The organism is Pseudomonas sp. R3-57, from assembly GCF_051132065.1.
Classification (GTDB): Bacteria; Pseudomonadota; Gammaproteobacteria; order Pseudomonadales; family Pseudomonadaceae; genus Aquipseudomonas.
Genome location: NZ_CP071655.1, coordinates 2,071,844 through 2,084,708, shown reverse-complemented (window position 1 = coordinate 2,084,708; position 12,865 = coordinate 2,071,844). Strand labels below are relative to the sequence as shown.

Below are 12,865 nucleotides of genomic sequence, written 5' to 3'. Positions count from 1 at the left end.
TTCTTTTAGCCAATTTTGGTATGTATTCAGGAGAGAGACATGGAAACCAGTACAACCCTCCCAAGGAAATATTTTGTTGTCGTGACTCACAGTACAACGTCGCAACGTGAACTGGAGAGCATCCTGTCCAGCGAACGTTTCAACTCGTTTGGCACGTCGCAGGCACAAATGTTTGTTGAAGGTGTTGCTTCGCCCTCCTCCGCGCCAATGGTGATGGAGTTCACATATCCGCACATCAGTCGAAAAAATGTCGCGCGCAGTATCGAGCATGATACTCAGCGAATTCTGGCCACACTTGAGTCGGAATGGCTGGCCGCGCAATCGGCAACTGCGTTCCAGCACAATTCAGTCATTACCGGCGATATCAGCAACATGCCCCCTGCCGTTCAAAGCGATATGCTATACAGCGCAGCCTGGCATCTTGACCCGGAACAAGGCGCACTGGTCAGAGAAGGGGTCGAGATCAGTCTGACGGGTCTGGAAACAGCACTGGTGCGCAAAATGCTCAGCCATGAAGAGCGAGTTGTCAGCCGTGATGACTTGATCATCAGCATCGGTCGCGAACCGGAACAATACCGCGGCCTGGAAATGTGCCTGAGTCGTCTGCAAGACAAATTCAAAAGCGCCAGCAACGGTGAGCGTCTGTTTCGCGCGGTAAGAAATCGCGGTTATTGCCTTATCCAGGACATCGTCGCGTAAATAACGCCGACCTCTGCCAATAAAACAAACAGAACAAGTGCGATTACAAAAACAACAAGAGCACTCTGTTTGGCTTTATCCCTCCTTGAGTTGTACTTTCCTGCCTCCAACAGTAACAAAACCCACACCACATAATCACCCCCTGCTCTGCGACCTTTTCTAACACACTACTATTTAAATATTAAAAAAGTTGGCACTGTGCCATCTTGTTAGAACTCGTCAGACACCATTCCCGGCAATAACTTAGTCTATTGACTGACGACAGTTCGGCATATCGATGTTGTTACCTCAGGACACTCGCTACAACAAAAACAATAAGTCTGCATAACAACTCGGATTTCAACTGTTGAAACCTGAATGGACGTCTTTTGGGGATATTCGTATGGATCTTTCTCTCAGTATCAATCGAAACACGGGCCTCAAGGGACTGACCTTTTGGGGCCAATGGGCACTCGCTCAGGCGTTCGTGGTAACGCTGCTGTTTATCCTGGCCGAGCAGCACACCGGTACGGTCGCGTTCTATTACCGAATGTGCGCAACGCTGGCGGTACTGGCCTCGGTTCCGGCCTACACGCTCACCGGTGTCTACCGCAAACGCGACAACTACCTGACCGGCCTGGGCCGGCTGTTCATGGGTTGGTCGATGACCATGGCGGCGCTGGCGTGCATTGCGTTCGTCTGCCAGGCCGATGAGCTGTTTTCGCGTCAGGTGATTCTGAGCTGGGCGGTGTATGGCTTCCTCGGTCAGGCGTTTCTTTACGCACCGTTGCATGCGTTTTCCAAGTACTACCAACGCTCGCGTAAAAGTGAACACAAGACGCTGATCGTCGGTACTGGTGAACTGGCGCTGGGTCTGGCGAAGAAGCTTAGCCAGCTGGAGAACCTGCCGCTGGTGGGGCTGGTCAGCAACGGTGATGTGACCACGCTGGGTTCCGATGCGCCGCGAGTCGTCGGCGCGCAGGAACAGCTGCTGGACCTGATCGCGGCCCATGACATCCGCCGTCTATACATCACTCTGCCGCTGTGCGAAGCGGCGAAGATCGAAGCGATGTATGTCGATCTGCTGGGTGCCAACGTCGATGTGGTGTGGGTGCCGGATCTGAACAGCCTGACGCTGCTCAATCACTCGGTGAAAGTCGTGGACGGTCTGCCGGCGATCTACCTGAACGAAAGCCCGCTGACCAGCCGCCCGACCGCCGCACTGAGCAAGAGCCTGGTGGAAAAGGCTGTGGCGTTTCTGGCGATCATCGCGCTGAGCCCGATCTTGCTGATCATTGCACTGGCGGTGAAGCTCAACTCCCCAGGTCCAGTGTTTTTCAAGCAGGATCGCCATGGCTGGAACGGCAAGGTGATCAAGGTCTGGAAATTCCGCTCGATGCGTGTTCACGATGATCGTGATGTGAAGCAGGCCAGCCGCAATGACTCGCGCATTACCGCTGTCGGCCGCTTTATCCGTCGCACCTCGCTGGATGAGTTGCCGCAGCTGTTCAACGTCTTGCAAGGGCATATGGCGCTGGTCGGCCCACGCCCGCATGCGGTCGCGCACAACAACTACTACTCGGGGAAAATCCTCGCGTACATGGCACGCCACCGAATCAAACCGGGCATCACCGGCCTCGCCCAGATCAGCGGTTGCCGTGGTGAGACCGACACGATCGACAAGATGCAGAAACGTGTGGAGATCGACCTGCAGTACATCAACAGCTGGTCGTTGTGGCTGGATCTGAAGATTCTGGTGAAGACACCGTTTACGTTGCTGTCGAAGGATATTTACTGAGGTTCAGGGTTGTACATGCAAGGGGACGAAAGTCCCCTTTTTTGTGGGCGGGATTTGAGGACAGGTCGGGATTTGAGGCTTGGCGGATAGCCCATGTAGGAGTGAGCCTGCTCGCGATAGCTGTGTGTCAGGCAACATGAATGCGACTGGACTGACGCCATCGCGAGCAGGCTCACTCCTACAGGGATTTGGGAATGGGGCGGGATGTGTGGCCTGACCAATAACCCATGTGGGAGCGAGCCTGCTCGCGATGGCGGTGTGTCAGGCAACATGAATGCCACTGGACTGACGCCATCGCGAGCAGGCTCACTCCTACAGGGATTTGGGAATGGGGCGGGATGTGTGGCCCGACCAATAACCCATGTGGGAGCGAGCTTGCTCGCGATAGCGGTGTGTCAGGCAATGGAGATGTTGACTGATACGACGCCTTCGCGAGCAAGCTCGCTCCCACAGGGATCAGCGTTGTTTCGAAGATCCGCGTCTTACTCGGTTATCTTCTCGAAATTGCGATAGAACATATCGCCTTCCCGGCTATCGGTCATCGAGTGCAGTTGGTAGCTGCGGTTGAGCCGCGCGCCGCCGTCTCGGGTCAGGGGGGCCCAGACCAGGTTGGCGCGGCGCATGGTCGACATGCTCATCATTTCGTCGAACGGGATCGACAGGTACAGGCCCTTGTCGAAGCTACCTTCGCCATATTCGGCGCTGCTGGCGGTGGTGATCGTCGCCCAGGCGCCCACCCGCACACCGTTGAAAAACTCCCTCGAGATATCCACCGTCGCGCCCCAGTCGCCAGCCAGATAGCGACCGACGCTCACCGCCGCCAGCGTGTCGAACGGCAGGTCGGTGTAGCCGGTAATGTGCCCGGTCACCACCGAGTAATCACGCAAGGCAAAACCCTGATCAAAATCGCGCTGACGCACCCAGTTCAAGTCCGCGCCCAGTGACCAGCGCTCGCCGGTCGGGCGGAACAGCACCTCGGCGCCGACGCCAGCAAACATCGATTCCAGATAACCACCGTAAACCATGCCATACAGGTCTTTATCCAGTTGCTCGGCATGGCTGACCTGGAACAGCGGCATGGTCGTATTGGAGGTAGTCAGGTACTGGCGCAGATCGGTTCGCACACGCGGCAATCCGCTGGGCGCGTCGTAGCTGAATTTGTCGAAGTTGTTCGCCAGGTTGGCGCTGAGCAAACCGCTCCACCAGGTGTTGCGGTTGAAACGATATTCGGCGTCGGCATCGGCGCTGAATTGATAGAGCAAGCCATCCGGACCACCGACGTTCTGTTTGAAACCCAGGCCCACGCCATAGCTGAAATGCTGCGGCGCCTCGCTGTAGAGGGTCGTCTCGTTGTGCGGCATCGCCGGGTTGATTTCGGTGGTGCGGTGCAGCGACTCCAGCGGCTCCTCGTTGTTGATCACTTCGCGGAAGGTCTGGCGCGGAAGACTGGTTTCTTCCAGCGGCAGGTCGTAGCGCTTGTTGACCACGGTGAACCAGTCGATGTCGTCGTTGACGCTGTTATCGAGAATCCGGCTCGCCCGCCCTACCGCCTTGGACGAGTGGAAATAGCGCTGCTGCTCGCCGTAGACGATCAGCTCGGAATCACGCTGGGCGATGCGCTCGACTTTATAGCCGGCGTTCTGCTGCAAACGCCTCGATACATCGGCCCAATTGACCTGTTCCATCGTCGCGGTCGGGGCTTTCGCCGGCAGCGGTTCCGGGGTCGGGTCGAAGGTTTTCGCCGGGGCCTTGCGGCTGACGAAATTGGTGTGAAAGGTCACGCCGAACATCGCTGTGTTGCCACGTTCCCACGCCGCGCTGACGTCGATCGAATCGGTGACCTTGAACACTGCGCCGAGGTTGATCGGCGAGTCCTGCTTGATCTCGTTGTCCTTCGGTTCGTTCTTGTAATCGTTGCCTTCGAACTCGAGTTTCAGACTGAGGCGATCCCACGGTGTCTGATAGCTCACGCCACCAAACAACGAAGGCCGGCCACGGAAATACGAACCGGAGTTGACGTCACCGGTGCCCTCGAGCGACGGCCGGGTATCGAAGCGACTGCTGACATAACCCAGCGGGTTGTCAAAGTCGCCGCGATTGCCGATATAGCCCCAGGCGATGCCGGCGCTGAAATCGAAGTTGTCGTAGCGTTTGTTGGCGACGAAATATTCACTGGAGAACAAACCGGTACCACCGATATCGCGGAAGCCCAGCGCCACTTCCGGCGCCCAATGGCTCTCCTGCCACAGCCGGACTTTGGCGTCGACCGCCTTGTCCTTATAGCTTTGGCTGCCGCTCAGGGCCTCCGAGCCGTACGGCCGGTTGGTGATCGCGGTGTAGCGAAACGAGCCTTCGAGCCAGTCCAGCGGTTGCAACGACACGCTGTAGCGGCTGTACGGATCGGTGCGGTTGGCGTTGACGCTCAACTCACCCGCCGGGGCCATGCGCGCGGTCGGCGTCTGCCACAGGCCGGTGCCACCGAAGTCATTCTGGGTAATGCGCGGCTCGGCGTGCGCCAGACCACAGGGTAATAACAACACAGCTGCAAAACGTAACTTCAACGAACCACCTCGGCCAGCTGCGTGGCAATGAATTCGGCCAACTGCTGATTCAGTTCAGGAAGAGGCGGATCCAGATCATCATTTTTCAGCGGCACCAGAATCTTGCTGCCGGCCACCGGAAATTGCCCGGACTCGCGATTCCAGTGGGCAATGCCGACGCGTCGCGACACGCCGTTGGGCTGGATCAGCCACAGATAATCGGCTTCGGCATCGTCGAGAATCGAGCAGCCTTGCAGATACTCACGCGCCTCCTGCAACGGCTGATATGGCAAGTGGCACGGCGCGGCGACGGCGCCCAGGACTTGCACTTCATCGACCCGTTTGGGATAGACCAGACGATCGCCATCCTCGAGTCGAATGTTGCGCGCGAAGCCGGTTTCCACCGCGACCGGGTCGAGATCGGCGATCTGCCGGCCGGTCACCGGCATCTGCCGCACATCTTCAGCGATACGCTGCGCCAGCGCCACACGGCTCGGTTTGTCGAACAGCACGGCCATGCGCTGCAGCACCTCAAGATCGAACAGCACACCGACCTTGAGCCGCGTTTGCTGCTCGATCAGCGACTGGCGCAGCAAGCCGCCGGCGAGCCAGTAGCCTTCGGCGTTCGGCACGGCCTCGCTGATCACATCGAGCAAGCGCCCGCCCGGTGGCAACGGGATCGGCCCGGGATTGGCGACATCGCCCGAAACGGTGACGGCAGCCTGACTGACCCCGGTCATCAGGATCAGACCCGCAGACCACAATCTCAGGCGCTTCACGGCAGGTGCCTGCGAGCAGGCGTCAGTTGCACGACCTTGACGCGCAACTGCGTCGTCAGTTGCTGCTCGCTCTGCAGGATAAAACCGTCACGCGGGTCGACCCAGTAATGATTGGTCGCGCGCAAGCCGATGGCCGGCGCGTCAATCTGCTCATCGACCCGCAGCACGGCGTATTCCTTGTCGAGAATATTCAGGGTTGTATCCGAGCGCCGGCTGAAGCGACTGTTGACGATCACCCCGACTTCCTGACCCTTGTACAGATCGATCCAGCGGCGTGTGGTGAAACCATCGGCGACGTGATGCAGGCCTCGCTTGAACGGCGAGTCATCGGCCAGGCGTGTGCCATCCAGATCGCCTTCCAGGCCCAGACCAATGCTGCGCACGGCAAGGCCATCTCGCAGCAGCAGGACTTGCTTGCCGGAAGCGACCCAGAACTGCAGGTCTTCACGCTCGCGCATCAGCGCCAGCACGCCGGAGCCGGACGGCGTAGTCAGCTTCAGTTGCGGGTAATTGACCGCGGCCACTTCAGCGGCCGTCACGTCCACTTCGTCCGGGCCGACCACTGCGGCTTTGAGGTTGTTCAGCGACGCGCTCATCAGCGGATTACAGCCACTGAGCAACACCGCCGCGCATAGGCAGACGCCAACTTTCAACGTATTCACAGTCGGCGACCTTATTTGCTGTTGTTACTGTATTCGCTCCAGTTCTTCGCCGCGGAAGCCCCGGTGCCGACAATCGATGCCGACGGCACCAACTGGCTGATGAAGCGGTTCCAGCGCGTGACATTGGCCGGGCCGACGTAGACCACGTCCTGCGGGCGCACCTGGAAATGCGAGGCCAGCGCCATGGCGGTCGGTGATTCGGCTTCCAGCTGATAGATCTTCGCCGGCTCGACATCGAGGTTTTCCACGCCACGAATGACGTACACCGCGTTACCGTTGGAGCTGGTCTGGCTGAGGCCACCGACCGAACCGAGCACATCGGAGAGGTTCATCGTCGCTGTCTTGAAGCTCAACGCGCGCGGCTGGTTGACCTCGCCCATCACGTAGATGCGCTTGTTGTCGTTGTACGGCAGATACAACTGGTCGCCACCCTTGAGGAAGACGTTCTGCAACTCGGAATCCTGCTGATTGAGCGAGTCGAGATTGAGCGGATAAGTACGCCCGTCGCGCGTCAGCAACAGCCCGGACAGATCGGCGTTGTTGGTGTCGATACCGGCCGAGCCGAGGGCTTCGACCACGCTCAGCGGGTTGGTGGAAATCGCTTGCGGGCCAGCCTTGGTGACCGCGCCGGTAACCACGACTTTCTGGCTGGCAAAACGCAGCACCGCGACGTCAACCTGCGGCTCGGCAATGAACGCCGACAAGCGCTGCTCGATGTCCGCGCGCAGTTGCTGGATGGTGCGGCCGGCGGCCTGCACTTCCTTGATGAACGGGTAATACAGCGTGCCATCGGAGCGCACCAGACGGCCGTTGGCATCGATCTGTTGCTGCGCGCCGGACGGGGCCGTCAGCTCCGGGTGATCCCACACGGTGATGTACAACACGTCGTTGTTGCCGATGCGGTATTCGGCCGGCGTCGCCAACAGCTCTGCCGGCAGCGACTCGTGCTTTTGCGTCGCGCGGTTCATGGCGATCAGCTTCGGCGTGATCGGAATCAGCTCGACCCGGCTGCTTTCACTCGCGCCCTGGCGGGTGATGTCGCTGGTGCTGAGGTATTGACCGGGGGAAAACATGCAACCTTGCAGAGCGAGACTTGCCAACATTAAAAGATAAACACTACGAGTCATAATGGCACTACGCTATTCAAGGGCGAATCCAAAAACAAAGTCACCCGACTTGCGTCGGGCGACCCTGTACTGCACTAACAGAACTTCCTGTTAGTTATGCGTGCCGGTTGTACCGGTGGTACCCGTCGTACCGGTGGTACCGCCGTTGGCACTGCCACCGCTGTTGGACGCCGCTACAGCACTGGCAACCATTGCAGTACTGGCTGCGGGCGCTTGAGAAGCCGCCACACTGCCACCTACATTGGTTACCGCTGTCAACGGCGCTTCAGCGGCGGCAGCCCAGTTGCTCAACATCGTCAACAGGGCAACTGCCATCACTTTTTTCATATCAACTCCTTTCTAACATTCGACCTGTTAAAAAACCGGCCTGTGTTAGCGGTGGTAGAGTTCAAGTCCGCAAAAAGCGCGAACAAGATCCGTTGTTCTTTCACAGTCAGACGCAACTGATAAAAGTCGAACGGCAGGCTTATATCTACGGACTTGCAAAAGGCATTGCCAGTGTAATTTCCCGACGTTATCTAACAACCTGACTGAAAATAACATTGGACTAATTGGCCATCATCGCGAGTATCCATTCGGATGATTGGATTGCCAGCGCCAGGTGTCGGCGACCATGTCCTGCAAGTTGCGTGTGGCTTTCCAGCCAAGTTCTTTCGCTGCTTTCGAAGCATCGGCAAAACTCTCGGCAATGTCACCGGCGCGACGCGGCATCATCCGATACGGCACCGGCCGTCCACAGGCCTGTTCGAACGCCTGCAACACTTGCAGCACGCTGTAGCCATCGCCGGTGCCGAGGTTCCAGGTGTGAATGCCTGTGCGCTCGCCGATCGACTGCAACGCCTTCAGATGCCCATCCGCGAGATCGACCACGTGGATGTAATCGCGCACCCCGGTGCCGTCGACCGTGGGGTAGTCGTTGCCGAAGATCGACAGTTCTTGCAGGCTGCCGACCGCGACCTGGCTGATGTACGGCACCAGATTGTTGGGAATACCGTTGGGGTCTTCGCCCATGTGGCCGCTCTGGTGTGCGCCGATCGGGTTGAAATAGCGCAGCAAGGCGATGCTCCAGCGCGGCTCGGCACGGCTCAGATCGCGCAACACGTTTTCCACGATCAGCTTCGACTGGCCGTAGGGATTGGTCGGCGTGCCGGTCGGGAAGTCTTCGCTGATCGGCATCTGTTCAGGCTCGCCGTATACCGTGGCCGAGGAGCTGAACACCAGCCGGAACACCCCCGCCGCCGCCATCGCCTGACACAGCGTGACGCTGCCGCCGACGTTGGTTTCGTAGTACTCCAGCGGCTTGCGTACGCTTTCGCCCACTGCTTTCAGCCCGGCGAAATGCAGCACCGCTTCGATCTGATACTCACGAAATATCCGGTCGAGCAACGCGCGATCGCAGACATCGCCGCGAATCATCCAGGCACTCTTGCCGCAAATCGCTTCCACGGCGTGAAGTGCCGCATCGCTGCTGTTGCAAAGATTATCCAGAACCACAACTTCATAACCTGCTTCAAGCAATGCAAGTGTGGTATGCGAGCCGATATAGCCGGCGCCACCCGTTACCAGAATCTTCATAGCGCGGTCCGTCTTTTGGATAAGTGACAAGTAACGTGTCAAGCCTTGTGTATCCAACCTGTGTCACAGTCGACACAAACAAGGCGACAACAACCGAAAACAAATTCAGTTCAATGACTGGCAATAAATATTTTTGCAGGTCACACTGTATTGCCGTTACTTATTAGCACTCCCGGCGCACTCATCACTATCAACAGATACCGACTAAAAATAACTAACGAGGCACTTACCGACATCCTCTAACATTGTCGGCTTTTAGCTGCCTGATCAATTGCAATGAATAACCTGACTCAGGTATTAAAGTAAGCCTTCAATCCTTATTGAAACTTGCCGCCTGCTCAGGCGCGCAACCGTCGCCTGTGTTCCATGACTGTCCAGGATACTTTTATGATTCGTAAATGTTTGTTCCCCGCTGCCGGTTATGGCACGCGTTTTCTGCCGGCCACCAAAGCCATGCCGAAAGAAATGCTGCCGATCGTCAACAAGCCGTTGATCGAATACGCCGTTGAGGAAGCGCGGGACGCCGGGTTGCAACACATGGCCATCGTCACCGGTCGCGGCAAGCGTGCGCTGGAAGACCATTTCGATATCAGCTACGAACTCGAGCACCAGATTCGCGGCACTGAAAAAGAGAAATTCCTCGCCGGCACCCGCGAACTGATCGACACCTGCACCTTCTCCTACACCCGTCAGGTGGAAATGAAGGGCCTCGGCCACGCGATCCTCAGCGGTCGCCCATTGATCGGCGACGAGCCGTTTGCCGTGGTGCTGGCCGATGACCTGTGCCTGAACCTGGAAGGCGACGGCGTGCTGTCGCAGATGATCCAGCTGTACAAGAAATTCCGTTGCTCGATCGTCGCCATCCAGGAAGTCCCGGCTGACCAGACTCACAAGTACGGGGTGATTGCCGGCGAGCTGATTTCCGAGGGTATCTACCGGGTGAATAACATGGTGGAAAAACCGGCACCGCAAGACGCGCCGTCGAACCTGGCGATCATCGGTCGCTACATCCTCACGCCGGACATTTTCGACCTGATCGCCGACACCCAACCGGGCAAGGGCGGCGAAATCCAAATCACCGACGCTTTGATGAAACAGGCGCAGAACGGGTGTGTGCTGGCCTACAAGTTCAAGGGTTTGCGCTTCGACTGTGGTGACGCCGAGGGTTATCTGCAAGCGACCAACTTCTGCTACGAAAACGTTTACCTCAAGGGCCGCTGAGACGGCTCGAGCATTGCGGATTCACTCATTATTTCAGGCAGGCAACCATGAACATTGCACACTATTCAGCAGAGATTGAACGTGAGGTGGACAACCTTGGAATGATGAGCTGGCTGTCGCGCCATCAGCCGTTGCCCAGCGCCAACGAAACCTGGCTGGGCACGATTCTGCTGGTGGAGCGGATCGGCGTGTTTCCGGCGTCCGGCGATATTCGCCGGCCCATGCGCGATCCCTATCCCCTGCTCGCGCATTTGAAAACGCTGTATGGCGAACAGGCGCTGGAAATGGATGACCGCGACGGCCTGAAAGTGATCTTCAGTGACTGGCGCTTTCGCGTGCGGATCTGCTGCAACGATCCGGCGATCATCATCAACGTGGAAACCCGTTGTGATGCGCGGTTGATGCCGCAGAAGCTCACCGAATTGCTCGGTCAAGTCGACGCCCACACACAGAACTGATCGTTCCCACGCTCTGCGTGGGAAAGCCGCCCGGGACGCTCCGCGTCCCTTCGCCGGGTGACGCAGAGCGTCACAGGATGCATTCCCACGCAGAGCGTGGGAACGATCATCGTGAGGCAGCGTTGCAGTCAGTCTTGCCCCCCATGATCCAGCCGTAGAAATAATCAGCAATCACCTTGCCGCCCGTGGCCGGCAACGGGTGAATCTTGTCCGGGCCGATCATCGCCGCGGCGTAGCGTTTGACGTCGGGGCCGAACGCGCATTGCAGGTTGGCGAATCCCAGACGCTGTTCACGCGCCCACGGCTCGAGCACTTGCGCATACGCGGCCATCGGATAAGCGCTGGAACGTGTGGTGTCCTGGCGCATGATCAGGTTGATGCTCGCCGCCGGTTGAATCTCACGCAGCATGCCGACCAGACCTTGCACGTTATGCAGATACTGCTCGGGCTTCACGCCGAAACCCTGGTCGTTGCCGCCCAGCATGATCAGATAAACGTCGGCGGGGATTTTCGCTACGGCGGCTTTCCACTGCGCCTGCCATTGTCGATCGGCGTGGTAAAAATCCGCCGAAGCCGCGCCAGAGGCTGCAAGTTTCGATACGCGGACACCGGGCTGTTCGTTGCGCATCCACAGGCCGAACAAGGTCGGCGCGCCTTTCTGCACTTCGAGCCTGAACGACCAGTCTTTCGCCGTCGACAGGCCGGCAAGCGGCACTTCCTGCACGCCTGAACCTGCAAGTTTCAACGGTTGCCAGTCTTGCGCCGGCGACCAGCGATAACGCAGTTCACTGGCTTCGCCATTGCCCAGATACAACAGCTTCGCCTGAGTCACTGCCGTATCGATGCGCGGCGTGGGGTTGGCATCCACCTGCAGCCACGCGCCGGCGCGGCCGGTGACGGTGCGGCTGTCGGGGCTGGCCTGGCCCAGCTCGGAGACTTTCCAGCCGCCTCCAAAGTACTTTTCACTGCTGCGGGTGTATTTGAAGTGCGTACCGCCGAGCGCCGCGCCGTGGTTGAACCCAACATAACCCGGCCCGGCAAAACCGGTTTCACCGGCCACCCGTTGCACCAGTTTGTTCAAATAGAAATCCTGCCCGGCGGTGTAGCTGTCGCCGATCACCGAGACCGCCAACACCTTGCCGGCCTTGCCCTCGCGCCACTGCGCGAAGCGCTCGCGGGCATCGCCCACTTGGATCACCGATGCGGACACGTGTTGGGCGTCATCAACTGCCACCATGCAAAAACTTCCTCCAGTCCGGAATGGCCCCTTCGCGAGCAGGCTCGCTCCCACAGGGTTCTGAGTCATCCACAACATGTATTCATGTCACGAAACCTGTGGGAGCTGGCTTGCCAGCGATGGCGGTGGGTCAGTTAGTAAATCTTTGTCTGACAGGTCGCTATCGCTGGCAAGCCAGCTCCCACAGGGGCTCTGTGTCGTGCACAAATCCATCGTGGGAGACACGGGTTGGGCGTCATCGACTGCCACCATGCAAAAATTTCCTCCAGTCTGAAATGGCCCCTTCGCGAGCAAGCTCGCTCCCACAGGGTTCTCAGTCATCCACAACATGTATTCATGTCACGAAACCTGTGGGAGCTGGCTTGCCAGCGATGGCGGTGGGTCAGTTAGTAAATCTTTGTCTGACACGTCGCTATCGCTGGCAAGCCAGCTCCCACAGGGGCTCTGTGTCGTGCACAAATCTATTGTGGGACACACGGGTTGGGCGTCATCGACTGCCACCATGCAAAAACTTCCTCCAGTCCGGAATGGCCCCTTCGCGAGCAGGCTCGCTCCCACAGGGTTCTGAGTCATCCACAACATGTATTCATGTCACGAAACCTGTGGGAGCTGGCTTGCCAGCAATGGCGGTGGGTCAGTTAGTAAATCTTTGTCTGACAGGTCGCTATCGCTGGCAAGCCAGCTCCCACAGGGGCTCTGTGTCGTGCACAAATCCATCGTGGGAGACACGGGTTGGGCGTCATCGACTGCCACCATGCAAAAACTTCCTCCAGTCCGGAATGGCCCCTTC

11 protein-coding genes are annotated in these 12,865 nt (G+C 58.4%); 4 read left to right on the top strand and 7 right to left on the bottom strand.

The window, feature by feature from the left end; all coding sequences use genetic code 11:
• The first annotated feature begins 39 nt into the window (after positions 1 to 39).
• Entirely contained in the window at positions 40 to 699 is a 660-nt protein-coding gene (locus J3P93_RS09490; protein WP_434596832.1) for a winged helix-turn-helix domain-containing protein, read from the top strand.
• 382 nt (positions 700 to 1,081) lie between these two features.
• Positions 1,082 to 2,476 carry an undecaprenyl-phosphate glucose phosphotransferase gene (locus J3P93_RS09485; RefSeq protein ID WP_434596830.1) on the top strand — a complete coding sequence of 465 codons (1,395 nt, stop codon included), beginning with the start codon at positions 1,082 to 1,084 and terminating at the stop codon, positions 2,474 to 2,476.
• Between the two features lie 482 nt (positions 2,477 to 2,958).
• Here the strand turns inward: J3P93_RS09485 and J3P93_RS09480 are convergent, their stop codons facing one another.
• The 6 genes from J3P93_RS09480 to galE all read right to left on the bottom strand — a co-directional run bounded on the left by J3P93_RS09480 (position 2,959) and on the right by galE (position 9,159).
• On the bottom strand, positions 2,959 to 5,037 hold the full coding sequence (locus tag J3P93_RS09480) for a YjbH domain-containing protein (protein WP_434596828.1): 2,079 nt from the start codon (positions 5,035 to 5,037) through the stop codon (positions 2,959 to 2,961).
• Positions 5,034 to 5,795, bottom strand: coding sequence for a capsule biosynthesis GfcC family protein (locus tag J3P93_RS09475; protein ID WP_434596826.1), 762 nt, complete (start codon positions 5,793 to 5,795; stop codon positions 5,034 to 5,036). Before J3P93_RS09475 ends, J3P93_RS09480 begins: the two co-directional genes overlap by 4 nt.
• The gene (locus J3P93_RS09470) at positions 5,792 to 6,457 is read right to left on the bottom strand and encodes a YjbF family lipoprotein (RefSeq protein ID WP_090284669.1); all 666 of its coding nucleotides are present in this window, start codon (positions 6,455 to 6,457) and stop codon (positions 5,792 to 5,794) included. The genes J3P93_RS09475 and J3P93_RS09470 overlap by 4 nt, the downstream gene beginning before the upstream one ends.
• Positions 6,458 to 6,468: 11 nt before the next feature.
• A complete protein-coding gene (locus J3P93_RS09465) occupies positions 6,469 to 7,530 on the bottom strand; it encodes a polysaccharide biosynthesis/export family protein (RefSeq protein ID WP_090284671.1) in 1,062 nt (353 codons plus the stop codon).
• Between the two features lie 144 nt (positions 7,531 to 7,674).
• Entirely contained in the window at positions 7,675 to 7,911 is a 237-nt protein-coding gene (locus tag J3P93_RS09460) for a hypothetical protein (protein WP_016775457.1), read from the bottom strand.
• Between the two features lie 231 nt (positions 7,912 to 8,142).
• Positions 8,143 to 9,159, bottom strand: a complete 1,017-nt coding sequence (galE, locus tag J3P93_RS09455; protein WP_434596823.1) for a UDP-glucose 4-epimerase GalE — start codon at positions 9,157 to 9,159, stop codon at positions 8,143 to 8,145.
• Positions 9,160 to 9,546: 387 nt separating this feature from the next.
• Between galE and galU the strand changes: the two genes are divergently transcribed.
• Together galU and J3P93_RS09445 are read left to right on the top strand one after the other, a co-directional pair.
• A complete protein-coding gene (galU, locus tag J3P93_RS09450; RefSeq protein WP_090284675.1) occupies positions 9,547 to 10,380 on the top strand; it encodes a UTP--glucose-1-phosphate uridylyltransferase GalU in 834 nt (277 codons plus the stop codon).
• Between the two features lie 47 nt (positions 10,381 to 10,427).
• Positions 10,428 to 10,838, top strand: coding sequence for a mannose-1-phosphate guanylyltransferase (locus J3P93_RS09445; RefSeq protein ID WP_434596821.1), 411 nt, complete (start codon positions 10,428 to 10,430; stop codon positions 10,836 to 10,838).
• Positions 10,839 to 10,944: 106 nt separating this feature from the next.
• On the opposite strand, the gene J3P93_RS09440 is transcribed toward J3P93_RS09445, so the two are convergent.
• Positions 10,945 to 12,075 carry an SGNH/GDSL hydrolase family protein gene (locus J3P93_RS09440; RefSeq protein ID WP_434596819.1) on the bottom strand — a complete coding sequence of 377 codons (1,131 nt, stop codon included), beginning with the start codon at positions 12,073 to 12,075 and terminating at the stop codon, positions 10,945 to 10,947.
• Between the last annotated feature and the right edge of the window lie 790 nt (positions 12,076 to 12,865).

Coding starts and splice junctions, on each gene's coding strand:
- J3P93_RS09490 (WP_434596832.1), top strand. CDS start 40: ATGGAAACCAGTACAACCCTCCCAAGGAAATATTTTGTTGTCGTGACT.
- J3P93_RS09485 (WP_434596830.1), top strand. CDS start 1,082: ATGGATCTTTCTCTCAGTATCAATCGAAACACGGGCCTCAAGGGACTG.
- J3P93_RS09465 (WP_090284671.1), bottom strand. CDS start 7,530: ATGTTTTCCCCCGGTCAATACCTCAGCACCAGCGACATCACCCGCCAG.
- J3P93_RS09460 (WP_016775457.1), bottom strand. CDS start 7,911: ATGAAAAAAGTGATGGCAGTTGCCCTGTTGACGATGTTGAGCAACTGG.
- galE (WP_434596823.1), bottom strand. CDS start 9,159: ATGAAGATTCTGGTAACGGGTGGCGCCGGCTATATCGGCTCGCATACC.
- galU (WP_090284675.1), top strand. CDS start 9,547: ATGATTCGTAAATGTTTGTTCCCCGCTGCCGGTTATGGCACGCGTTTT.
- J3P93_RS09445 (WP_434596821.1), top strand. CDS start 10,428: ATGAACATTGCACACTATTCAGCAGAGATTGAACGTGAGGTGGACAAC.
- J3P93_RS09440 (WP_434596819.1), bottom strand. CDS start 12,075: ATGGTGGCAGTTGATGACGCCCAACACGTGTCCGCATCGGTGATCCAA.